The organism is Nocardia sp. NPDC050712 (assembly GCF_040654295.1).
In the GTDB taxonomy this organism is placed as follows: domain Bacteria; phylum Actinomycetota; class Actinomycetes; order Mycobacteriales; family Mycobacteriaceae; genus Nocardia.
In genome coordinates, this window is the sequence record NZ_JBFAHT010000002.1 from 263,949 (window position 1) to 285,802 (window position 21,854).

The following is a 21,854-nucleotide window of genomic DNA, read 5'->3' on the forward strand; positions in this document are numbered from 1 at the left end:
TCGGTCCTTCCGCAGGTACGAGGCCGAACGACAGCCGGAGCGGACTCCGGTCGTGGGAACCGTACCCGGCGTCCGGACGCACCGATCGGCCGGGCGGCGCGGGTCCGCGCTCAGCTCCCGGCGAACGTCGCGAGCGCCTGCGCGACCGCCTCCGGCTGTTCGACATTGGGGGAGTGGCCCGCGTCCTCGATGACGTGCGTGTGCGCGCCGACCGCCTCGTACCGGGCCACGGTGGCCGCGCAGTCGTACAGCGCGTCGTGCCGGCCGTGGATGACAAGCGTGGGCAGCCCGGCGGCGGCGACCTGCTGGTCCAGGGGCGTGGCGGCCAGCCGGGACCGGCGCACGTTGCCGACCTCGCGATACATCGGCCCCGCGGTGGCACGGGTATCGGCGATCACGCGGCCGGGATCGTCGAAGGCGGTCGCGGCGTCGAAGCCCGGCGCGAACGCGTTGCGCATGAACAGCTTGATGAGAAAGGCCGGTGTGTATCGGTTCACGATCGTTCCCAGGCCGGGGAGGCCGAGGATCGACGCTCCGGGCGGGAGCGTCGCGAAGCTGTAATCCGGGGCTTGATCGATGATGACGATGCGGTGCACGCGCCTACTGGCCCTTGCCAATTCGAGCGCGACGTCCGCGCCGAAAGAGTGCCCGACGGCCGTGACCGCGGTGGCGTCGAGCTGGTCCAGCAGGCCCGCGATCAGGTGCGCCTGGGCGCGCGGATCCAGGCCCGAGTTCCCGCCGGTGCCGCCGTGGCCGCGCAGATCCACGCGCAGCACCCGGTGCTCGGCCGCCAGCCGGGCCGCGACCTCGTCATACCAGTGCATCGAGCCGCTGAACCCGTGCAGGAGCAGCACTCTCGGACCGGCGCTCCCGTCTTCGCGGACGTGGATCTCGGTGCCGCCGACGGACACCATCGTGCCGATAGGGGGTGTCTCGGTGCGCGGATGCATGGATCGACCCTAGCCGTGCGCGCACTCGGGCCCTCGAACCCAGGTTGACAGCGTGCGCCGTACTGCTAGCTTCCAGGACATGATCAGCAGTGCACCCGTGCGTATCGGGATCCTCGGCGCGGCCGCTATCGCGCCGTCCGCTCTCGTCGCGCCCGCCCGCGACAATCCCGATGTCGTCGTCGCGGCGGTCGCCGCGCGCGATCCCGGGCGGGCCCGCGCGTTCGCCGCCGAGCACGGCATCGAGACCGTGCACGACAGCTACGCGGCGCTGCTGGCCGACCCCGCCATCGACGCGATCTACAACCCGCTGCCCAACGGCCTGCACGGCCACTGGACCCGCGCGGCGATCGACGCGGGCAAACATGTGCTGTGCGAGAAGCCCTTCACCGCCAATGCCGCCGAAGCGCGCGAGATCGCCGACCTCGCCCAGCGTTCGGACCGGGTGGTCATGGAGGCGTTCCACTACCGCTACCACCCGCTGACCCGGCGCATCGAACAGCTCGTGGCGGCGGGGGAGTTGGGCAAACTCCAGCACGTGGAGGTGGCGTTCTGCTTCCCGCTGCCGAAGTTCTCCGACATTCGCTACAGCTGGCCGCTGGCCGGCGGCGCCACCATGGACGCGGGCTGCTACGCCGTGCACATGGCCCGCACCTTCACCGGTCAGGAGCCGGAAGTCGTTGCGGCGCAGGCGAAACTGCGTGGTGAGCACATCGATCGCGCGATGCGCGCGGAGCTGCGCTTCCCCGGCGGGGCGACCGGTGCGATCCGCGCCTCGATGTGGTCGAGTGATGTCTTCCGCATCTCCGCGCGCGTGACCGGCGATCAGGGCGAGGTTCGCGTCATCAATCCGCTCGCGCCCCAATTCTTCCACCGCTTCACGGTCAAGACCGCCGCGGGCAAGCACACCGAGCGCTTCCTGCGCCGCCCCACCTACGCCTTCCAGCTCGACGCGTTCACCGCCGCCGTCCTGCACGGCGAGCCGGTCGAGACCGGCCCCGAGGACTCGGTGGCGACGATGACCGTGATCGACGCGATCTACGCCGCGGCCGGATTGCCGGCGCGCATTCCCGCCGATTGCTAGGCCACGCCCGGTAATTGGGGATTCTGTTATTGGCGCGGGGGTTCACGTGCGCCGATAACCGTTGAATGATTGTCTCCAGTCGATCACGACCTTCCCGCGGGACCTGGAGATGAGGAAGAAGCTGTGCACATAAGGAAATTCATCACGCGTCTGACGCTGATAGCCTGTGCGTTCGGCATTACCGCGGGGGAGGCCGGTGCGGCGCCGGTCGAGTATCCGGTGATAAATGTCCGCGCCGACGCCACTCCCGAAGCGGCGATCATTCACGCCGATGCGGGGTCGATGGTCGTCGAAGACGAGGTGTTCAAAATCAAAGGCGCGAACGGTGTCACGGTCGCGGGCGCCGATCTGAAGTTCCGGTTGGACGAATTCGAATTGCCGATCGTGGCGGATATCTCGGGCCGCACCGCGACGCTGACTCCACAGTTCGACATCGCCAAGGCGGTCTACCGGCCGGTCGTATCCCCCTACGGGGAAAGCGATCCGGGGCAGAGCGAGTTCGATCGGGAGCAGCGGGCTTACCAGCGTCTGCAGAGCACGCTGGCCACGGGTACCGCCATCGCGACCCTGGTCGGTGGTCTGGGCGGGATCGCCGTGGGGTGCCTGCTCGGCGGCCTCACCGGCCTCACCGTCGCGGCGGCCACCATCATCGGGCTCCTCGGGGCACTGCCCGCCGCTCTGCTCGGCTGTCTCGGCGGCATCCTCAGCTCCGGGGCGCTGACGACTCTGGCCGGCCCGCTGCTGGCGGCCGCTCCCGTCGTGATTCTGGCCGCGGTCCAGTATTTTTCCGCCTCGCACGATTTCCCGCGCCGATGACGCGGCATTCGGTCGGCGAAATAGTGCGGTGCTTGTACTCGATGCGTTCCGGCCGGGCCGACCTCGAATCGGCCCGGCGGCGCATCGCCGAGTTGGAGCGGGATATTCAGGCGCTCAGGATAATCGCGAAAGTCAATGCCCGGACCCGTCGATGGGATACCTGGCAGATCTCGAGTGCGAATTGATCGCAGCGGACCGGAACAACAGTGCGGGCCTTTCCGAATCGGAAAGGCCCGCACTGTCGTTCAGGTCGCACTACGCGTCGTCATAACCGGCGCGGGCGAGCTCTTCGGAGACGAGAACGGTGTTCCACGGCAGGGCGACCCGGAAGGATCCCGGATGGCTCGTACGAATATGGGGCGCATGCGGTTTCCGCAGCTGCGACAACTCCTGCTCGAGTTCGCTGATGCGCTGCCGGGCCGCGAGCAGTTCGGAGAGCTCGGTCCGGGTCAGTAGCGCTCGTCCACTGGCGATGAGTTCCTGGCGGCGCCAGTTGTAGATCGTCTGCTCGGCGATGCCCAGATCGGCGGAAACGCGGGCAACCGGGCGTCCGGTCTCCACCATGGCGAGCACCTTGCGGCGGACCTGCTCGGAATAGCGCTTTGGCATACAGACTTCTCCTTCGGCGGTACCGGGATCCAACAGAAAAGTGAAGCGGGCCAACGACTCGACTACGTGCAAGGGATCGTTGAAAGACCGCGTCCGCCGAGGCTGTATCGCAATGAAACCGTGACTGCTTCTAGGCGGAAGCGTTACCTACACGATAGATTTGCCCGCCCGACCTGGTCAAGTATTTAAAGTATTCGATTCCCTTTAAAACATTGACGACTGGTCGGTCTGCTGAGTCGTCGGCGCGCGTTTCGGAAGAGGTCGACCGGGTAGATCTGGACTTTGCTCTCCGAATGACAGGTGACTTGCGCTGCGGCGCAGCAACAACGATGACCAACTTCACTTTCGAACGCGCGTACCTGGCCGCCGGCATCGCCTTGCTGCTGGCCGCCACGCTTCCTCGGCTCTTCAAGGATCGGGCGATCACCGCGCCGATGCTCATGCTGGGCGTCGGCGCACTGGGCGGACTCGTGATCGGGCGGACCGGGTTGCAGACGGTGTCGCCGCTGGCCGACCCCACCGTGATCGAACACCTCGCCGAGCTGTGCGTGATCGTGGCTCTGATGGGTGTCGGGCTCGCGATCGACCGCCCGTTGGCCTGGCGCACTTGGGGTTCCACCTGGCGGCTGCTGTTGCTCACCATGCCGCTGTGCATCGCGGCCGTCGCGGTGTTCGGCTGGTGGGCGGCGGCACTGACGCCGGCCGCCGCGGCCCTTCTCGGCGCGGCGCTCGCGCCCACGGATCCGGTGCTGGCCTCCGACGTGCAGGTCGAGGGTCCGACGCCCGGTGGCGCGGGCTCCGACGAAGAGGACGACGAGGTGCGTTTCGCGCTCACCTCGGAGGCCGGTCTCAACGATGCCCTCGCCTTTCCGTTCGTCTACCTGGCGATCTTCCTCGCGACCAAGGGGTCGGTGCAGAGCTGGCTCGCCGGGTGGTTCGCCTGGGAACTGCTGGGCAAGATCCTGATCGGCGTCGTCGTCGGCGGGATCGTCGGTAACCTGCTCGGCCGCTTGCTGTTCCGATTCCCGATCAAGGACGCGCGCCTGGCCGACCGCGGGGAACCGATCGTCGCCCTGGCCGCGGTCTTCGCGGTGTACGGGCTCACCGAACTCGTCGGCGGCTACGGGTTTCTCGCGGTCTTCGCCTGCGCGATCGCCATCCGGCGGATCGAACGCGACAGCGGCTATCACGAGCAGATGCACAGCCTGGTCGAACAGTTGGAGCACGTCTTCACCCTGGTAGTGCTGCTGCTGCTCGGCGCGGCCCTCACCACCGGCCTGCTGGCGGCCCTGTCCTGGCAGGGCGCCGCGCTCGGCGTGCTGCTCGTCTTCGTGTTCCGGCCGGTCGCGGGGTGGCTGTCGCTACAGCGCTGCCGGGAGATGGATGGCAAGGAGCGTGCCGTCACCGCCTTTTTCGGCGTCCGCGGCATCGGCTCGATCTACTACGTCTCCTACGGCCTGACCCACACCGAGCTCGGCGCGGAAGGCGAAGCGATCTGGGCGATCGTGGCCTTCACGATCGTGCTGTCCGTACTCGTGCACGGGGTCAGCGCCGGCTGGGTGATGAAGCACCTGGAGAACGAGCGCGAAGGCAAGCGCACCGATACCGCCGCAACCGCGGTGTAGCGAGCTCACATCGCACGAAACGCGGCAGCGAGCTGCCGGAAGAGCTAGCGTATGCAGCAAGGTTCGCGTGCGGCGATTGCGGTGGTGATTGGATGTATGTCGATACTCAAACAAGTCTGCCGCATACCTCGCGCATCTACGACTACTTTCTCGGCGGCAAGGACAACTACGAGGTAGATCGGAAGGCCGCGGCCGAGATCCTGGAGGCGTGGCCGGACATCCGCACCGCGGCCCGCACCAATCGCAAGTTCATGCACCGCAGCACCAAGTTCCTTGCCGAATCCGGTGTCCGGCAGTTCCTCGATGTCGGGACCGGGATACCCACCGAGCCCAACCTGCATCAGATCGCGCAGCAGATCACACCGGAGTCCCGGGTGGTCTACGTCGACAACGATCAACTGGTCCTGGCGCACGCCCGCGCGCTGATGACCGGCGCCGGGCCCGGTGCGATCACCTACATCGAGGGTGACGTCACCGATCCGATCTCGATTCTGCAGGCCGTGGAACGCAATCGGATGCTGGACCTGTCCCAGCCCATCGGCTTGAGCATGGTGGCGCTGCTGCATTTCGTAGACCACAGCGTCGACGACATCATGGCGACCTTCCTCGACGCGCTCGCGCCCGGCTCCTACCTCGCCGTCTGCACCATCACCGCCGATTTCGCGCCGGATCAGGTGATTCGCGCGCAAGAGGTGTATCGAGTCCGCAAGCTGCCGGCGCAGGTGCGCACCTTCGACGAGGTCACCGGATGGTTCGCCGGACTGGATCTGGTCGAGCCGGGTGTCGTTCCGCCGCATCGCTGGCGGCCCGAGGCGATCAGCACGATGCCGGCGTCCTACGACGCGAAGGTGTCCTGCTACTGCGCGGTGGGCCGCAAACCCTGACGATGCCCGCGCCGAAACTCGACGCGGGCATCCGCTCGGCTGCTAGCAGTTACTGGGCGCGGGTGCGCCGGCGAACCGGTCGGCGAGATAGCCGAAGGCCCGCGGGGAACCGGCCGCGATCGCCGAAAGATGGTCGGTCCCGGGGATCATGTCGAGCATGACCGGGGTGCCCGCCGCGCAGTAGCGGCCCATGACCTCCTTGGCCAGCCACGGGTCGACCTGATCATTGAGCCCGTGCCACTCGTAGATCGGTGTGCGGGGCACGCCGGCAAAGGTTTCCAGGCTGTTCTCGTGCAGGATCCGGATCGTGTTCGCGTCGGCGTCCTCCATGGTGCCGGTGAAGACGTCGGTGAAGCCCTTGTTGGCGCCGGCGCTGATGATCTCGTTCGTACAGGCGTTGGCGACCCGTTCGCGCAGATCCCAGCCCGCCGGGTTGAGAATCCGGTCCATCGGCAGCTGCGCCGGATACTCGCGCTCCAGCCCGATCGCCGCGGCGAACCCGAGCCCGAACATCGGGCTCGGCTGCAACCCGGTGTCGCGGGCCAGCTTGCCGATATTCACCGGGACGCCGCCCTGGGCAGCGCCCACGATCGGCAGTTCCGGCGCGTACTCGGGCGCCAGGGCCGCGGCGAAACCGGTCGCCATGCCACCACCGGAGTACCCGGCCAGACCGACCGGGCTGCCCGCGAGATCGGCTGGGGCGAAACGCTTCACCGCGCGGATACCGTCCAAGGTCAGCCGGCCGCCGAGCTTGGCGGCGCCGTAGGCACTGGTCGGGCCCAGATGATCGGGGACGGTGACCGCCCAGCCGCGAGCCAGCAGCGTATTCAGCGCGGGCGCCTCCTGCATGCTGCCGTCGAAGAGGCTGTGCGAGGGCGCGCACTGCATGCCGAGTGAGTTGACGAAGGGCTGGTAGGACACCAGCGGCCGGTTGAGCCCGCCGCCGATCGGGAGCAGCACGGTGGTGACCGCGGCGATCGGGTCACCCGCCGAGTTCGAGGAGCGGTAGAGCAGCTGCCAGGCCGTGGCGCCGGGGTAACCCGCCGCCGGCACCGGCCGGCTGCGCAGCACGTCACCGGGCGCGAAGTTCCCCACATCCGGTGGCGCCCAATAGAATCCGTCGCCGTCGGGCACCGGGTAGATCGGTTGCGCGGTCGCAACCGGCGCCTGGGTCACGCCGGCCAGCAGTACCGACATCGCCGCGACGGCGAGTCGCCCGATCGCTCGGCGGGCGCGCGGCCGCGCACCCGCCGTCCCATGCTCTGTATCAGATACCGCGTGTGGTGCCGCCATCATTGCTCCCGACCTGAGTGTGTTGTGGGTAGGTGGGAACCTGGGCCAAACCTTCGGTGCATTCGTACGCGGTGGCGGTGCACATGTCAACGAACGACACTGTTCACATACTGGATAGGTCGATTCGCCTCGGAATAGCTGTAGTCGCATATTGCTGGCTCAACAGCTAGCTATCGGGCCTGTGTCGCTGCGTGTTACACATCAAAAACGTGCCGAAGCGGGGCAAACCTTCCAGCTCGTGCCACCGAATACTCCTTTGCCAGAAGTTAACGCACAGTGAGGAATTCCCCAATGCATAGACGCCGGTATCAGGTTGTTGTCGTGGGTGCGGGATTCGGCGGCATCGGCATGGCGGTCGCGCTGCGCCGGGCGGGCCTCGAGGATTTCGTGCTCCTCGACGGGGGTGACGAGGTCGGTGGGGTGTGGCGCGACAACACCTACCCGGGCAGCTCGTGTGACGTCCCCTCGCACCTGTACTCGTATTCGTTCGCCCCCTACCGGGATACGCGGGTTCGCTACCCGAACCAGCGCGCGATCCTGGACTACCTGCGCGGAGTGGTCCGGGCGCACGATCTCGGGTCGCGACTCCGGTTGGGCACCCGGGTCACCGCGGCGGAGTACGACGAACCGAGCGCGCAATGGCTGTTGCGTACGGAATCGGGCGAGCAATTGCGGGCCGGGGTGGTCATCTTCGCGGCCGGGCAACTGCATCGTCCGCACCTGCCCGCGATCGAAGGCCGAGAGTCGTTCGCGGGCACGGCATTTCACACCGCGCGCTGGCGTCACGAACACTCCCTCGCCGGTGCCGACGTCGCGATCATCGGCACCGGATCCAGTGCCGCGCAGATCCTGCCCGCGGTGGCCGGCGCCGCCCGGACGGTGCGGGTCTTCCAGCGCACCGCGAATTGGGTACTGCCCAAGCCACGGCACCGGTTCGGGACGGTCACCGCCACGGCGCTGCGCGTGCCCGGCGCGCACGGGCTCTACCGCCGCGCCATCCAGGTCGGGACCGACGCGGTCCTGGCCCCGGTGATGCGGCGCGGCTGGCCGGCCGCGCCCGCCGAGGAGTGGGCGCGCCGCTACCTGCGCTCGCAGATCCCCGCGCCCCGGCTGCGCGCGCAACTCACCCCGGCCTATCCGATCGGGGGCAAGCGCATCGTCTTCGACAGCGCCTACCTGTCCACGCTGACCCAGCCCCACGTCGAGCTGGTCACCGACCCCATCGCCGAGATCACCGCCGGCGGTGTGACAACCGCCGACGGCACCCAGCACGCCGTCGACACGATCATCTACGCCACCGGCTTCCGCACGACCGAGTTCCTGGAACCGATGACCGTGACCGGGCGCGGCGGCGAACGACTCGACGAGCGCTGGCGCGACGGCGGCGCCACCGCGTTCATGGGCTTGGCCGCGCCCGGCCTCCCGAACGCCTTCTTCATCGCGGGCCCGAACTCGTTCACGCCGTCCGGGAGCAACCCGACGATGAAGGAACATCAGATCGGCTACATCATCGAATGCCTGCGCTGGATGCGGCATCTCGGCGCGGCCGCGATCGAGGTGGATCCCTGCGTCATGCGCCGCTATCAGCGCTGGCTCAACGACAAGCTGGGGCAGTCGGTCTGGCCGCACACCGCGAGCTGGTACCACCACGAGACCGGGCGCCTGACCAATCCCTGGCCCGGAACCTCCCGGGAGTTCGCGCGGCGGCTACGCCATTCGCCCGCCGCGTCGTTCACCGCGGAGTTCCGGCGCGACGAGGACGCGGCGCCGAGCGGTCAGCGTCCGAATCGCGTGTTCACCCAGCCGAGGGCATCGCTGAACCCGGCCGCGATCAAACCGCGGTGATCCACGCCCGGATAGGTCCGGTACTCGACGGGCTGACCGGCCAGGCGCTGCTGGGCCACCATGGCATCGGTGCCCGCCGGCGCGACGACGGTGTCGCCCAGGCCCTGCTGCACCAGCAGCGGTGTGCTGAAGGTCAGCGTGCTGGGATCGTTGGCGTCGAGCACGGCGACCAGCGCGCCGACGTCCGGGTCCCGGGTGAACACCTCGTCGGCGCGCAGCCCGCCCCAGGAGTCCTGCGCCCGCAGCTGGCCGACGCAGCGGTCGTCGGCGTCGGCGACCATCGATCCGGCCTTCGGCGTAAGGAATTTCGCCGGGTCCACCTCGGCGGCGGTCTGCGCGCCGCGGAGGAACAGCGGCAGGAACGCCGCCGAACCGGGCGCTCCGGCGCCGAGCGCGTCGGCGACCCCGAGCCGCTCGCCGAGGGCCAGGGCTTGCACGGTCGGGGCGAGGTGGGACGCCGGCGCCAGCGACACCGATCCGAGGAGTCGCAGTGCCGGGGCCCAATTCTGCGCGCGGGCATTGGCGAACACCGCCGCCTGCCCGCCCTGCGAGTGCCCCATCGCGACCCAGCGGGTGCCGATCTCGGGCGCCACCGCGCGGGCGGCCAGGGCCATGTCGGCGACGGCGCGCTGCTCGGTTTCCCCGATGAGGTAGCCGTGCGGGCCGGGGGTGCCCTGCCCCTGGTAGTCCGTCTGCGCTACCGCGTAGCCGGCCGCGATCCATTCGGCTTGCGTCTGCCGGGTCACCGCGGTGTAGTCGTGGGCGAGGAAGGCGTCCGAGGTGTCACGCGAGGGCGCGCAGACGTCCGCGGTCCCGGTGGTGCCGTGTGCCCACGAGATCAGCGGCCAGCCCTCGGCCGGGACCGGACCGTCGGGGACCGCGACGGTGCCGGAGACCGCGACCGGATTGCCCTGCAAGTCCACCGACCGGTACAGCACCAGAAAATTGCGTGCTCCCGGCAGCGCCGGATCCCCGGTCAGCGGGCGCGCCCAGATCACCGAACCGTGCGCGCCCGGCGTCAGCTCCGCCGGCGGTGAGTAGAAGGAAAGTCCGTCCGGGGCGTGCTGGGGGTTGTCGGCCGCTGCCGGAACCGCCACCGCGACCACGGCCAAGACGGCGGCCGCTCCGGCGACCGGCACCCGCATCAGCTTCGCAACAACGCTCATCGACGAACCTCCACGATGTATGGGCAGGGTGGAAACCGGGCACACGCAGCAATCTCGCGACCTTACAAGATCACTGCGGGACCGGGAGCGGCAGAATGCCGAGATCGGCGTCCAGGCCCCCGTCCACGACGAGGGTGGTGCCGGTGATGTAGCCGGCGGCCGGTGAGGCGAGGAACCAGATGGCCTCGGCCTGCTCCCGCGGTTCGGCGATGCGCCCCAGCGGAACTCGGCGTTCCAGCTCCGCGAGCAGACCGGCGTCCCGCCGCACGGCTGCGGTGATACCGGTCCGGGTCAATCCGGGCGCGAGCGCGTTGACCCGAATCCCCTGGGACGCGTAGTCGAGGGCGAAGGCGCGCACCAGATTGATGAGCGCCGCCTTGGAGGCGTTGTAGGCCCAGTTGCCCGGATCGCCACGCAAACCGGCCACCGAGGAGGTGAAAACGGCCGATCCACGGGTGACGCGCAACGCCGGAAGCGCCGCGCGCAGACCGTGCAGGGGACCGCGCACGTTTACCCCGAAGATGCGCTCCGCCGTATCGATCGCGTCCAGCGACTCCAACGGGGGAGTGCCACCGATCCCGGCGTTCAGGACCACGGTGTCCACCCGGCCGAACCGTTCCAGCGCGAGCCGGACCGCGGCCTCGTTCACCGGCGCTTCGCTCACGTCCCCGGCCAGGATCTCGACGCCGTTGCCCAACCCGGCCAGCCCGGATCCATCGATATCGACAGCGACCACCCCGTGGCCGCGTTCAGCGAACAACTCAGCGGTCGCCCGTCCGATACCGGAGGCCGCGCCGGTGACGATCGCGACCCGACGTCGGTCCTCGGTCGAGGGCATGCGATTCCTTTCGCGACGGGGATATACCGTGCGAACTCCACCCTCGAAAAGTATTGGTGTCAACCGTTATTGATCGCCACGATCGGAATTGCCGCCACCGGAATTACTTGTCGTGGGCCGGATAAGGCCCGGATCCCGGCCACCGGTCGCCGGAACCTCGCAGAGCAAGCAGCTCGCGACCGGACTGTCGGTCGCGAGCTGCTGGCGGGTAACTCAGTCCGGTGGCTCGGTGGCCCCGGGAACCTCGGTGGCCAGGCCTTCGGCGTCGACGTCGCCCGGTTGCGGCACCGCGGCGGAGCTCACCAGCCCGGCGCTCCCGTCGTCGGGAGTGCGATCCGCGGCGTCGATGGCCGCGCTCAGATCCGCCCGCAGCCGTTCCGCGGCAACCTCGTCTCCGGCGTCTTCGGCAGTGGTGATGTCCTGGCGAAGCTGGGCGATGATGTCGTGGGAAACCATAATTCTCCTCACTGCTGGGTGGGGCGGCGCGGACTCCGCGCCGTCACTAGTCCCTACCCACCTCGCGCGGCGCTAATCCGGGAGGTGCCGGAAGTCTCCGGAAGTTTGCTGGCTGTTTGTCGCGATCGCCGCAGGGTATCTGCCTTCCATGATCGTCTCGGAGGTGGTGGTCGTGGTGCCGGCGCGCAATGAGGAGCGCCTGCTGCCGCGGTGTCTGCACGCGCTACGGCGCAGTGCGGCCGCTGTCTCCGTCCCGGTCCGGATCCAAGTGGTGCTCGATGGCTGCACCGACGGCTCGGCCCGATCGGTGGGCCCCGGCATCGGAGTACTGACGCTGGACGAACGGAACGTCGGCGCGGCGCGCCGGGCCGGTTTCGCCGCGGCGGGTGCCGGCTGCGGCCGGAAGACCTGGTTCGCGACGACCGACGCCGATTCCGAAGTCGACCCCTGGTGGTTGCGTCGCCAGTTGCGCCACGCGCGACTCGGCGCCGAGGTGGTGGCCGGTGTTGTGCGAGTGGACGATTGGGGCACGCACAGCTCGGCGACGCGGCTGCTGTACGAGCAGCGGTACCGGCGCGGGAACGGCGAGGCGCACGGTCACGTGCACGGCGCCAACCTCGGATTCCGGGCCGATACCTATTGGCGCGCCGGCGGTTTCGCGGCGCTGACCACCGGCGAGGACGTCGACCTGGTGGAACGGGCACTCGCGCTCGGCGCCCGCATCGCCTGGGCCGACGACGTGATCGTCACGACCTCCGCCCGCCGGATCGGCCGCGCGCCGGAAGGGTTCGCGGCGCATGTGCGCTCGCTGAATCCGCGCTACGCATCGGAGGCCGACAGTGCCTAGGACGACCGAGATCGACGCGGTGGACGTGACCGCGCGCTTGCGCGAACTGGCGGACGCGGAACAGCTGAGCCTGCCGTTCCCCGGCGCGGGCCGCACCGGCGAACGTTTTCGTGCGCTGGCCGCCTTCGCCGCCGAGGACACCGTGCTCGGGCGGCTGGTCGAAGCGCACACCGACGCCGCCGCCATCCTGCACGAACTCGGCGCACCGACGCCGGTGGCGGGCGAGATCTGGGGTGTGTGGGCCGCCGAACCGCCCGACCCGGTGTTGCGCGCCGCCCCGTCGGGCGCCGGCTGGGTCTTGGACGGCCGCAAACTGTGGTGCTCCGGCGCCTCGATCTGTTCGCACGCGCTGGTCACGGCCCGGCACGGCGAGGAGCGCGCCCTGTTCGCGGTGTCGCTGTCCCAGCCGGGTGTGCGGCCGGTGCCGGGAACCTGGCATGCCGTCGGCATGCGCGAGTCCGACTCCGGCGCAGTCGATTTCGAACACGTGACCGCGACCCGCGTCGGGGAGCCGGGGGAGTACCTCACCCGGCCGGGCTTCTGGCACGGCGCGATCGGCGTCGCCGCGTGCTGGTACGGCAGCGCCTGCGCGATCGTCCGCCCGTTGCACGCGCGCGCCGCCGCCGGGCGCGCGAACGAACACGCGCTGGCCCACCTCGGCGCTGTCGTCAGCGGCCTGCACGCCGCCCGATCGGCGTTGCGCGCCGAGGCCGCCGCGATCGACCAGGAGACCGCCGACCCGATCGCCCAGCGCATCCGGGCGCGGGCGGTGCGCGCGGTAGTGGAGCAGGCTGCGACCGAGGCCATCGATCGGGTCGGCCGAGCGCTCGGCGCGGCCCCGTTGTGCCTGGACGCCGCCCACGCGCGCCGCGTCGCGGACCTCACCGTCTACCTGCGGCAAAGCCACGCCGAAACCGACCTCGCCGCACTCGGCGACGATGCTGGGAAAGAAGACCCGTCATGGCTCCACCTGTGATCGACCTGCGCTCGCCGGGTACCGACGACGCCCTCTGGGCGACCTGGCGCGAACGCTCCGAGGCGTTGCCGCTCGCGGAAATGACTCGGCTGACGGTGGTCGCCGCACACCCCGACGACGAGGTGCTCGGTGCCGGCGGTCTCATCGCCGCGGCGCGGGCGCGGGGCGTCGAGGTCGCCCTCGTCACCGTCACCGACGGCGAGGGCTCCCATCCCGGCTCGCCGACCTATTCACCGCCGGAGCTGGCGGAGGTGCGAGCGCGGGAAGTCCGGCGTGCCGCAGCGGAATTGGGCGCTGACCGCCCGATCCGCTGGGGCATACCGGATGGCCGCGTCGCCGAGTCCGAAGCGGAGGTGGCCGACCGGCTGCACGCCCTGCTCGCCGCCCACGAAGCGCCGGGCAGTTGGTGCGCCGCCACCTGGCGCCACGACGGCCACCCCGATCACGAGGCGCTCGGCCGGGCAGCGGCGACAGCGGCCGAACGGGCCGGCGTGCGGCTGCTGGAGTACCCGATCTGGATGTGGCACTGGGCCACACCCGACCATCCGCGGTTGGCGGGCACCCGCCCCGCACTGTTCGACTTGCCCGCGACCGCTCATGCGGCCAAATGCCGTGCGATAGGGCACTTCCCGAGCCAGACCCAGCGGTTGTCCCCGGCGCCCCAGGATGCGCCGATCCTTCCGGAACACATCCTGCGCCGATTCACCGGCCCGACCGAAACCTACTTCCGGTGAGTCCGAATCGCCTGCCCGCGAGCTACTTCGAGAATATGTATGCCGACGCCGAGGATCCTTGGAGCTTCACGACCCGCTGGTATGAACAGCGCAAACGCGCCCTGACCCTGGCGGCGCTCCCGAACCCGCGCTACCGCAACGCCTTCGAGCCCGGCTGCTCCATCGGCACCCTGACCGAACACCTGGCCACCCGCTGCGACCGGATCCTCGCGACCGATCTCGTGTCCAAGCCGCTGGAAACCGCGGCGGCACGACTCCGGCGCGACCCCGGGAACGGCCGCGCCACAGTGGAATTCCGGGTCTGGGCACTCGGCGACGACTGGCCCGCGGAGTCCTTCGACCTCATCGTGCTCAGCGAGGTCTGCTACTACCTCGACCGGGATGCCCTGCCCGCCGCGATCGAGCGGGCGGCGGCCCATCTCGAGCCGGGCGGAACCCTGCTCGGCGTGCACTGGCGCCACCCGGTGCCGGACTATCCCCTCACCGGCGACGAGGTGCACGACATCATCGCCACCGAGCCACGGCTGTCGCGACTGGCCGCCTACCGCGATGACGACCTGCGGCTCGAGGTGTACACGACCTCGGAGCCCGCACCGCGCAGCGTGGCGCAGCAGGCCGGTCTCGTTTGAGGCCCCCTGTTTCCCGCCGGGGGTTTGTTTCCGACAGCGTGGGGCACCACCGAGCCACCTGCACCATTTCGTTCGATCACTGGAGGTAAGCCCTATGGCTGGATCCGCACGACGCCCGAAATCGCAGCCTGTAGCGCCCGGCGCCCCGGCCGGAGCGGCCCCTGCGGCGCAGGAGCCCACCAAGCCGCGCTTGCCGTTGCCGCCGAAGCCGGATCAGACCGGCCCGGCCACGGTGACACCCACCGGTGCCTCGACCGGCGTCCCGCAGGATGCCGTAGCGCAGCGCGGTGCGTACCTGACCACCGCCCAGGGCGCCCGGCTCGGCGATACCGATCATTCCCTGAAGGCGGGCCCGCGCGGCCCGGTCCTGCTCCAGGACCACCACCTGCGCGAGAAGATCACCCACTTCGACCACGAACGCATCCCGGAGCGGGCCGTGCACGCCCGTGGCGCGGCCGCGCACGGCGTGTTCGTCGGCAACGGCGCCGCCAAGAAGGTCTGCTGCGCGTCGCTGTTCGCGAAGGGCAAGGAAACCCCGGTCTTCGTGCGCTTCTCCACCGTCCTCGGCTCGCGCGGGTCCGCCGATACGGTCCGCGACACCCGCGGCTTCGCCACCAAGTTCTATGCCGAGGACGGGGTTTTCGACCTGGTCGGCAACAACATCCCGGTGTTCTTCATCCAGGACGCCATCAAGTTCCCCGACGTCGTGCACGCCGCCAAACCGCACCCGGATCGGGAGATCCCGCAGGCGCAGAGCGCGCACGACACGTTCTGGGATTTCGTCACGCTGCACACCGAGGCGACCGCGCACACGCTGTGGAACATGTCCGACCGCGGCATTCCGCGCTCCTATCGCATGATGGAGGGGTTCGGTGTCCACACCTTCCGCCTGATCAACGACGCGGGCGCGAGCGTGCTGGTGAAGTTCCACTGGAAGCCGAAACTCGGAGTGCACTCGCTGCTGTGGGAAGAGGCCCAGATGGCGGCCGGGTTCGACCCGGACCTGCATCGCCGCGATCTCGCGGACGCCATCGAAGCGGGCGCGTTCCCGCAGTGGGATCTCGGTATCCAGGTGTTCCCCGACAACGAGGAGCAGATGTTCGAGGGCATCGACCTGCTCGATCCCACCAAGTTCGTGCCGGAGGAACTGGCGCCGGTCCAGATCATCGGCACGATGACGCTGAACGCCAACCCCAGCAACTACTTCAGCGAAACCGAGCAGGTCGCCTTCCACCCGGGACATCTGGTGCGCGGCATCGACTTCACCAACGACCCGCTGCTGCAAGGCCGCCTGTTCTCCTACCTCGACACCCAGATCAGCCGGCTCGGTGGACCCAATTTCGCGCAGCTCCCGATCAATCGGCCGCACGCCGAGGTCAACGACATGCTGCGCGACGGGATGCACCAGAGCGCCGTGCATTCCGGCGTCGCGCCGTACCACCCGAACAGCCTCGACGGTGGCTGCCCCTTCCTCGCCGGGGCGAAAGACGGTGTGCAGATCGAATTTCCGGAGCAGGTGGCGGGGCCGAAGGTGCGTGCGGCCGCGGCCAGCTTCGACGATCACTACAGCTCCGCACGGCTCTTCTATGCCAGCCTCACCGAGCTGGAACAGGCCCACGTCGCCAAGGCCTACACCTTCGAGCTGGGCAAATGCTACGAAAAGACGATCAAGGAACGTGCTGTCGCGGTGCTGCGTGAGATCGATGAGCAGCTGGCCGTGACGGTCGCGACCGGGCTCGGTCTGAAGGTGAGCGGCAAGGCCAAGGCGCAACCGGATGTTGTTGTCTCGCCGGCTGTTTCCCAGCTCGGGCAGACCTGGCCGGTCGAGGGCCGCAACATCGGCATCTTCGCCGACGAAAGCACCGATCTCGCCGATCTGGCCGCGACGGTCGCGACCATTGCCGAGCAGTCCATGACGCCACTGGTCATCGGCCCGCACGGCGGTGGATTGGGCTCGGGGGCAAAGGAAGTCGTGATCTCGCGGACGCTCGATACCGCGCGCTCCATCGAATTCGACGCCCTGCTGATCGCGAGCACCGTTCCCGATCCGCGCCTGAACCTGCTCTTGCAGGAGGCACACCGCCACCTCAAGGGCATCGCCTACACGCCGGGTGGGGCGGAAGCGCTCGAGTCGGCGGGCATCGCCGAGAAATCGGCGGGCGTGCAAGCGGCTCCGACCCTCGCCGCGTCCTTCTCCGCCCTGGTGGCGTTCCTGCCCGAACACCGGGTGTGGGCACGCGCCGCCGAGTTCGCCCGCTGACGCCGAATCGACCGGGGCGAAGGAGCGATCGACCCTGTTAGCGTACGAGCATGCAGGACAGCGTGACAGTTCGGATGGCCGCACCCGCCGAGCAGATCTGGGAACTCGTCAGTGACATCACCAACACCGGCAAGTTCAGCCCGGAGACCATCGAGGCCGAATGGCTCGGTGGCGCAACGGGACCCGCGGTGGGCGTCAAGTTCCGCGGGCACGTCAACCGGAACGGCTGGGGCCTGAAGTACTGGACCGTGTGCCGGATCGTCGCCGCGGACCCGGGCCGGGAATTCGCATTCACCGTGCTCGGCCCGGGTGGGCGGCAGGTCAACACCTGGCGCTACCGCTTCGCGCCGGTCGAGGGCGGCACCGAGGTGACCGAGTCGTTCGAGATGCACCCCATGCTGCCGGTCCGGCTGTACTGGCTGATCGCCGGGCGCGCCCGCGGCCGGACCAACCGCAACGGGATGCGCGAGACGCTCGAGCGCATCAAAGCCGCCGTCGAATAACCTCAGCCCGCGGCGGACACCGTTCGCCGGTTCTGTGTCCCGAACAGCGCCCGGGCATCGGCGGGGGAGCGGGTTTCGAGCGTGGCGGGCAGTTCCTGCTTCACGTGCTGCTCGAGGATCTTGCCCGCCATCGGGGCGATGATCGGCGCGGCCAGGATCAGCCCGCGCTTGTTGAACAGGGTGAACAACCACACCAGGATCCGGCCGGCGGGCCGCACCAGCAGGTCGACGATGCGCCACTGATCGAACTGGCCGAGCCGGCGCATCCACTTCGGCAGCGTCGCGATGGACGCCAGTGCCAGCAGTCGCGCACCGACGGCGTAGGTCAGCCCCGCACCGTGCTTCGGCGAGGTGAACAGCATCTGATGCATGCCGTCGAGCGCGCGCTCGGTGGTGCACAGGCGCGGGCGGACGTTCTCGAAGTACTCCTGGATACCCTCGCGCGTGCGCGGGACGTCCTTCGGATTGCAGGTCTGCAATTCGGCCGCGACCGCGCATTCGGCCCAGTAGCGGTTCTCGTCCGCGGTGCTGAGCTGCCCCGGGCCGAACATCTCGTAGGCCTTGAGCACCGAGTGCCAGCCGGTGAGGTGTATCCACAGCTGGGTTTCGGGGTTGTTGGGGCTGTATCGCCGGCCGGTGACCGGTTCGATGCCGGTCGAGCGCGCGTGCAGCTCCATCAGGTGCTCGGACGCCTTGATCGCGGTCGGCGTATCGCCGATCGCGACGATCAGGAAGTACGCGAAGGTCATATCGAGCCGGGTGCGCGGATCGGAGTAGATCTTGGCGGTGTCCGAGACCGACGCGGTCAGGAACGGGTCGAAGAACTCGAGCGCCACCGCACGCTGGAATCCGATCACGGCGGTCGGGGCGGTCCAGATCTTCCAGCTCGGGGAATCGGGCCCGAAGAAGCCGTAATCCTCCCGGCGGAGTGTGGTCGGATCGAAGGTCATGGTGGCTCCTCTGCGGTTCCAGCGAATACAACGCCACCGTAGCAATTGTGCGCAGTGAATACAACGGGCGCGTAGCTTTTGTTAGGGTAGGGGTGCAGATCGAACCCGCGAACTGGCAGGATGGGGCCGATGGAGGCGAATCGGCAGTGAGCACAACTCGATCCACGGAACGGCCGCGCCGGCGGTACGCGCCGCGCTTGCCCGCCGAACAGCGGCGCGCCCAGCTCTTGGACGCGGCCTTCGCGGTGCTCGGGCGAGTCGAATTGCACGAGCTGAGCATGGAAGCCGTCGCGCAGGAGGCCGGAGTCGGCAAACCGGTGCTCTATACGGTGTTCAAAACCCGCGCCGAGCTGGTGGAAGCGCTGCTGGAGCGCGAACGCGATCTGGCGCTGGAACAGGTCTCCGACACCCTGCCGGTCGATCTGATCGGCGCGGACCCGGTGGTCGCCGCCTCGGCGACGGTCGAGGCGTTCGTGGCGGTGGCGCTGGAGAACCCCACCCGATGGCGGCTCGTGCTCGCGGGCCCGGGCAGCGCGCCCGACGAGTACCGCGACGCCATCCGCAGCTCCCGGGCGGGCATCTTCGATCAGGCCGAGGCGCTGGTGCGGATCGGCCTGGCCATCGACGCGCGGTGGGCGCGGATGGACTCGGCGCTGCTCACCAACTCGCTGCTCACCATCGCCGAGATGCTCGGGCGCCTGGCGGTCAACGAACCGGACGCGTATCCGCGCGAGCGGATCGAGGGCTTCGTGCAGTCCATCGTCCAGCTGTTGATGAGTCAGCAGGCCGAGTCCTGACCCGGTTCACCCGGCCCGGGTGAACCAAGTCGCGGCGCTGGAGCCGCGGGGGACCAGCACCGGCGAGTACGCACCCGGTGTCGCGGACATGAAGACCTGCTCGGTGACGCCCTGGTATCGGCCCAAAGGTGTTTGGGCAGTGAAGGTTTCCGGATCCAGGTAGGCGTGTTCGGCGCCGCGACCGGCGGTGTCGTGAGCGTAGCTCTTGTCGAAGATGCCCAGGGTCAGGATCCACAGGGCGGCGCGGGTGAGCGAGACGTGGACGCGATAGCTGCCGCCCTCCTGGGCGCGGCGGGCCAGTGCCTCGACGATGCCCACGGTCGTCAACCAGGACACGATGTAGTCGTTGACGACCAGGATCGGCGGCAACGCCGGCGCGTCACCGCCGCCCTCGAGCAGCATCATGCCGGCGAGACTTCCGGCCGTCTGGTCGAATCCGACCCGGTCCGCCCACGGCCCGTGCGCGCCGTTGAGCGAGGCGGTGGCGTGCACGAGGCCCGGCCGCAGGTCCGCGGCCTCGGCCGCCGAGAGCCCGATCCGGTCCAGATAGCCCGGCCGCCGGTTGGCGAAGAAGACGTCCGCGTCGGCCAGCAGCGCGCGGATCAGTTGCGCGCCTTGCGGATCGGTGGGATCGACGGTGGCCGAGCGCACGCCGACGTTGGCGCTGGCGTAGGCGGAATCGTGCTCGAATTCGGTGGGCCGCCACAGGTTCAGGACATCGGCGCCGTGCAGCGCCAGCGCCCGGCCGACCCCGGCGCCGGCGATGACATGACCCATGCCCAGCGCCCTTATTCCGGACAGGGGCGCGTCGGCGAAGGGCAGCGGCTCGGGGTCGCTGTCGCCGATACGGGTGATCTCGATCAGCGGCGACTCCGCCAGCGACTGACGGTAGTGCGGTTCGCCCAGCAACTCCGCGGTCGTGCGCAGCATCGGCAAGACCACACCGGCCTCCGCCCCGGCGGATTCGAGGTCGGCCGCGTTCCAGCGCGCGACGGCCGCCGCCACCGCGCTCTCGGTATCGGGAACCCTCAGTAGACGCTGGGCGCGCACCTTGATCTTCGGGTAGAGGTTGAGCGGCATCACCCAGCGGTCGTCGGCCGTGCGATAGAACCGGAACCCGAACGCGTTGCTCGGATTGGCCGGGGCGGCCGGGGGATAGCCGTTGAGCAGTTCCCAGCGGCGGTCGTAGAACGGGCACAACCGGTGCGGAGCGGTGCGCAGATCCACGGCGATGTCCTGGCTCGCCCCGCCGCGCAAACGCCAGAGTTTGGCGATGGCAACGGATTTGGCGGCCAGCGCGATCGCCGCCGCGCCACCCAGGCGCAACGTGCTCGGCACGATCGGGTCCGCGCCGCGGAAGGTGATGTCGCCACCGCTGTCGGCCGGACGCACGGCGACTTCGGCGAGCAGCCCGGTCAGTTCGGCGTGCGGGTCGAAGGCGTCGTCGGTGGCGGGTGCGGCGATCGCGGTCTCGAGCCGCTGGGTCAGGGTGGGCTCGGTCACCGCGCCGCGCCCGCGCCGTCGAGGAACTCCCGGAACCCGTACCGCTCGTGCGGGCCGAGAATGATCTGCTCCAGCACGCCGAGGCCGGTTTGCCCGCGCCAGGTCGCTCGAACCAGTTGCTGCACATGCAGATTCTCGGGTGCGAGGGGCTCCAGCGCGTCGGTGTCGATCCGTTCGACGCCGACCGCGAGCTCGTCGTGCCACCGCCCGTGGCCCCACCGCGGATGCGCGTAACCCAGGCCCTTCATCTGGAATCGCGAGAGCGGCCGCAACTCCAGTGTCTCGCTCCCGCCGTCGAGTAGATGCGCGGTCAGCGTCGCGGAACGCGACCAGCGCTGCCCCGGCGTCCACTGGATGTCGTGTTCGACCCGCGCCAATTTCGCTGGGGCACCGGAACTGTCGTTCTTGGGTACCAGCACCGCGTCGTGCGCCCACTGTGAACCGTCGGGGTTCTCGAACACGAGGAAGTGGAAGCAGTGGTCCTCGAAATGTATCGGTGACCAGAGGAAGAGAAACGGCTGCGGCGGCAGCGGCGCACCCACCGCGTTGCCCGGGGTGGTGCGCTGCCCCCACGACCGATCCTTGGTGGCGAACGTGTCGTCCCCGAGATCGATTGTCTCCCCGTCGAGATCGATCGTGCCGGTCCACTGCCCCCACTGGGTCGCCCGGGTGCTGTCCATGGTCGTACGGCTGCCGGTCCGCCAGTTCTGCCGCACCTCCTCGAACGCCGGTGTCGTCGCCGTGTAGGTGAGGTCGGCGGAAATTCCGTGCTCCGGGTCGTCCACCAGCACACGGTTGACCCGCATCGGTTCGACGATCTCGATGCGCATCGGCCCCATCCGGGTGTCGACCGGGTTCGGATTCGCGCGCCCGCTCACGAACAGCGAGGTCTGGCGGCCCGCTCGCAGCACGGAGAAGGCCCCGTCCATCAGTGTCCGGTTCGGATAGTGGCAGAAGGCGACGCCGAACATGAGGTCGTCCCGAAAGCCGTTGAACCAGAGACGGTCATAGTGATCCGCACCGCCGGCGCCGGCGTGGGCCAGCGGCAGTGCGGTCTGATGCACCGGATAGTCGTCGAACGGAATCAGCATG

Annotated in this window: 21 protein-coding genes; 12 read left to right on the forward strand and 9 right to left on the reverse strand. The window is 69.1% G+C overall.

Annotation, left to right across the window (positions count from 1 at the left end):
- Positions 1-110 precede the first annotated feature (110 nt).
- The gene (locus tag AB0H76_RS11585; RefSeq protein WP_357321192.1) at positions 111-950 is read right to left on the reverse strand and encodes an alpha/beta hydrolase; all 840 of its coding nucleotides are present in this window, start codon (positions 948-950) and stop codon (positions 111-113) included.
- A 79-nt stretch (positions 951-1,029) separates the two neighbouring features.
- Here AB0H76_RS11585 and AB0H76_RS11590 point away from each other — a divergent pair, with 79 nt between their 5' ends.
- Positions 1,030-2,031 (forward strand): Gfo/Idh/MocA family oxidoreductase, encoded by a 1,002-nt coding sequence (locus AB0H76_RS11590; RefSeq protein WP_357321195.1) that lies wholly within the window; start codon positions 1,030-1,032, stop codon positions 2,029-2,031.
- Between the two features lie 69 nt (positions 2,032-2,100).
- Complete coding sequence (locus tag AB0H76_RS11595) at positions 2,101-2,847, forward strand: hypothetical protein (protein WP_357321198.1); 747 nt, start codon at positions 2,101-2,103, stop codon at positions 2,845-2,847.
- 255 nt (positions 2,848-3,102) lie between these two features.
- Here AB0H76_RS11595 and AB0H76_RS11600 read toward each other — a convergent pair whose 3' ends face one another.
- A complete protein-coding gene (locus tag AB0H76_RS11600; RefSeq protein WP_357321201.1) occupies positions 3,103-3,456 on the reverse strand; it encodes a transposase in 354 nt (117 codons plus the stop codon).
- Positions 3,457-3,785: 329 nt separating this feature from the next.
- Between AB0H76_RS11600 and AB0H76_RS11605 the strand changes: the two genes are divergently transcribed.
- Entirely contained in the window at positions 3,786-5,081 is a 1,296-nt protein-coding gene (locus AB0H76_RS11605; protein ID WP_357321203.1) for a cation:proton antiporter, read from the forward strand.
- Positions 5,082-5,173: 92 nt separating this feature from the next.
- Positions 5,174-5,965: an SAM-dependent methyltransferase gene (locus AB0H76_RS11610; protein ID WP_357321205.1), complete on the forward strand. Its 792-nt coding sequence runs from the start codon at positions 5,174-5,176 to the stop codon at positions 5,963-5,965.
- 42 nt (positions 5,966-6,007) lie between these two features.
- Here AB0H76_RS11610 and AB0H76_RS11615 read toward each other — a convergent pair whose 3' ends face one another.
- A complete protein-coding gene (locus AB0H76_RS11615; RefSeq protein WP_357321207.1) occupies positions 6,008-7,162 on the reverse strand; it encodes a lipase family protein in 1,155 nt (384 codons plus the stop codon).
- A 387-nt stretch (positions 7,163-7,549) separates the two neighbouring features.
- On the opposite strand from AB0H76_RS11615, the gene AB0H76_RS11620 reads away from it, so the two are divergent.
- Complete coding sequence (locus AB0H76_RS11620) at positions 7,550-9,103, forward strand: NAD(P)/FAD-dependent oxidoreductase (protein ID WP_357321209.1); 1,554 nt, start codon at positions 7,550-7,552, stop codon at positions 9,101-9,103.
- Here AB0H76_RS11620 and AB0H76_RS11625 read toward each other — a convergent pair.
- The 3 genes from AB0H76_RS11625 to AB0H76_RS11635 all read right to left on the reverse strand — a co-directional run bounded on the left by AB0H76_RS11625 (position 9,034) and on the right by AB0H76_RS11635 (position 11,563).
- Positions 9,034-10,269: an alpha/beta hydrolase gene (locus AB0H76_RS11625; RefSeq protein WP_357321211.1), complete on the reverse strand. Its 1,236-nt coding sequence runs from the start codon at positions 10,267-10,269 to the stop codon at positions 9,034-9,036. The two genes, AB0H76_RS11620 and AB0H76_RS11625, sit on opposite strands and share 70 nt — an antisense overlap.
- Positions 10,270-10,339: 70 nt before the next feature.
- Positions 10,340-11,107 (reverse strand): SDR family oxidoreductase, encoded by a 768-nt coding sequence (locus tag AB0H76_RS11630; RefSeq protein WP_357321214.1) that lies wholly within the window; start codon positions 11,105-11,107, stop codon positions 10,340-10,342.
- A 213-nt stretch (positions 11,108-11,320) separates the two neighbouring features.
- Positions 11,321-11,563 carry a hypothetical protein gene (locus AB0H76_RS11635; RefSeq protein WP_357321217.1) on the reverse strand — a complete coding sequence of 81 codons (243 nt, stop codon included), beginning with the start codon at positions 11,561-11,563 and terminating at the stop codon, positions 11,321-11,323.
- 148 nt (positions 11,564-11,711) lie between these two features.
- On the opposite strand from AB0H76_RS11635, the gene AB0H76_RS11640 reads away from it, so the two are divergent.
- From AB0H76_RS11640 to AB0H76_RS11665, 6 genes are all read left to right on the forward strand, one after another.
- Positions 11,712-12,410, forward strand: a complete 699-nt coding sequence (locus AB0H76_RS11640) for a glycosyltransferase (protein WP_357321219.1) — start codon at positions 11,712-11,714, stop codon at positions 12,408-12,410.
- A 25-nt stretch (positions 12,411-12,435) separates the two neighbouring features.
- Positions 12,436-13,386 carry an acyl-CoA dehydrogenase family protein gene (locus tag AB0H76_RS11645; RefSeq protein ID WP_357326096.1) on the forward strand — a complete coding sequence of 317 codons (951 nt, stop codon included), beginning with the start codon at positions 12,436-12,438 and terminating at the stop codon, positions 13,384-13,386.
- A complete protein-coding gene (locus tag AB0H76_RS11650; RefSeq protein ID WP_357321222.1) occupies positions 13,371-14,120 on the forward strand; it encodes a PIG-L family deacetylase in 750 nt (249 codons plus the stop codon). The genes AB0H76_RS11645 and AB0H76_RS11650 overlap by 16 nt, the downstream gene beginning before the upstream one ends.
- Positions 14,117-14,749 (forward strand): class I SAM-dependent methyltransferase, encoded by a 633-nt coding sequence (locus AB0H76_RS11655; protein ID WP_357321224.1) that lies wholly within the window; start codon positions 14,117-14,119, stop codon positions 14,747-14,749. Before AB0H76_RS11650 ends, AB0H76_RS11655 begins: the two co-directional genes overlap by 4 nt.
- 94 nt (positions 14,750-14,843) lie before the next feature.
- Entirely contained in the window at positions 14,844-17,009 is a 2,166-nt protein-coding gene (locus AB0H76_RS11660) for a catalase (RefSeq protein WP_357321227.1), read from the forward strand.
- A gap of 50 nt (positions 17,010-17,059) precedes the next feature.
- A complete protein-coding gene (locus AB0H76_RS11665) occupies positions 17,060-17,512 on the forward strand; it encodes an SRPBCC family protein (protein WP_357321230.1) in 453 nt (150 codons plus the stop codon).
- 2 nt (positions 17,513-17,514) lie between these two features.
- Here the strand turns inward: AB0H76_RS11665 and AB0H76_RS11670 are convergent, their stop codons facing one another.
- On the reverse strand, positions 17,515-18,462 hold the full coding sequence (locus tag AB0H76_RS11670) for an oxygenase MpaB family protein (protein WP_357321233.1): 948 nt from the start codon (positions 18,460-18,462) through the stop codon (positions 17,515-17,517).
- Positions 18,463-18,608: 146 nt separating this feature from the next.
- Here AB0H76_RS11670 and AB0H76_RS11675 point away from each other — a divergent pair, with 146 nt between their 5' ends.
- A complete protein-coding gene (locus AB0H76_RS11675) occupies positions 18,609-19,259 on the forward strand; it encodes a helix-turn-helix domain-containing protein (RefSeq protein WP_357321236.1) in 651 nt (216 codons plus the stop codon).
- A gap of 6 nt (positions 19,260-19,265) precedes the next feature.
- Here AB0H76_RS11675 and AB0H76_RS11680 read toward each other — a convergent pair whose 3' ends face one another.
- Entirely contained in the window at positions 19,266-20,762 is a 1,497-nt protein-coding gene (locus AB0H76_RS11680) for a CoA transferase (RefSeq protein ID WP_357321239.1), read from the reverse strand.
- Positions 20,759-21,853, reverse strand: coding sequence for a hypothetical protein (locus tag AB0H76_RS11685; RefSeq protein ID WP_357321242.1), 1,095 nt, complete (start codon positions 21,851-21,853; stop codon positions 20,759-20,761). The genes AB0H76_RS11680 and AB0H76_RS11685 overlap by 4 nt, the downstream gene beginning before the upstream one ends.
- Between the last annotated feature and the right edge of the window lies 1 nt (position 21,854).

Bases quoted from the DNA above. Each gene is read 5' to 3' on its own strand.
- AB0H76_RS11585 (WP_357321192.1), bottom strand. From the start codon at position 950: ATGCATCCGCGCACCGAGACACCCCCTATCGGCACGATGGTGTCCGTC.
- AB0H76_RS11590 (WP_357321195.1), top strand. From the start codon at position 1,030: ATGATCAGCAGTGCACCCGTGCGTATCGGGATCCTCGGCGCGGCCGCT.
- AB0H76_RS11600 (WP_357321201.1), bottom strand. From the start codon at position 3,456: ATGCCAAAGCGCTATTCCGAGCAGGTCCGCCGCAAGGTGCTCGCCATG.
- AB0H76_RS11605 (WP_357321203.1), top strand. From the start codon at position 3,786: ATGACCAACTTCACTTTCGAACGCGCGTACCTGGCCGCCGGCATCGCC.
- AB0H76_RS11610 (WP_357321205.1), top strand. From the start codon at position 5,174: ATGTATGTCGATACTCAAACAAGTCTGCCGCATACCTCGCGCATCTAC.
- AB0H76_RS11615 (WP_357321207.1), bottom strand. From the start codon at position 7,162: ATGTCGGTACTGCTGGCCGGCGTGACCCAGGCGCCGGTTGCGACCGCG.
- AB0H76_RS11620 (WP_357321209.1), top strand. From the start codon at position 7,550: ATGCATAGACGCCGGTATCAGGTTGTTGTCGTGGGTGCGGGATTCGGC.
- AB0H76_RS11625 (WP_357321211.1), bottom strand. From the start codon at position 10,269: ATGAGCGTTGTTGCGAAGCTGATGCGGGTGCCGGTCGCCGGAGCGGCC.
- AB0H76_RS11630 (WP_357321214.1), bottom strand. From the start codon at position 11,107: ATGCCCTCGACCGAGGACCGACGTCGGGTCGCGATCGTCACCGGCGCG.
- AB0H76_RS11635 (WP_357321217.1), bottom strand. From the start codon at position 11,563: ATGGTTTCCCACGACATCATCGCCCAGCTTCGCCAGGACATCACCACT.
- AB0H76_RS11640 (WP_357321219.1), top strand. From the start codon at position 11,712: ATGATCGTCTCGGAGGTGGTGGTCGTGGTGCCGGCGCGCAATGAGGAG.
- AB0H76_RS11650 (WP_357321222.1), top strand. From the start codon at position 13,371: ATGGCTCCACCTGTGATCGACCTGCGCTCGCCGGGTACCGACGACGCC.
- AB0H76_RS11660 (WP_357321227.1), top strand. From the start codon at position 14,844: ATGGCTGGATCCGCACGACGCCCGAAATCGCAGCCTGTAGCGCCCGGC.
- AB0H76_RS11665 (WP_357321230.1), top strand. From the start codon at position 17,060: ATGCAGGACAGCGTGACAGTTCGGATGGCCGCACCCGCCGAGCAGATC.
- AB0H76_RS11670 (WP_357321233.1), bottom strand. From the start codon at position 18,462: ATGACCTTCGATCCGACCACACTCCGCCGGGAGGATTACGGCTTCTTC.
- AB0H76_RS11685 (WP_357321242.1), bottom strand. From the start codon at position 21,853: ATGCTGATTCCGTTCGACGACTATCCGGTGCATCAGACCGCACTGCCG.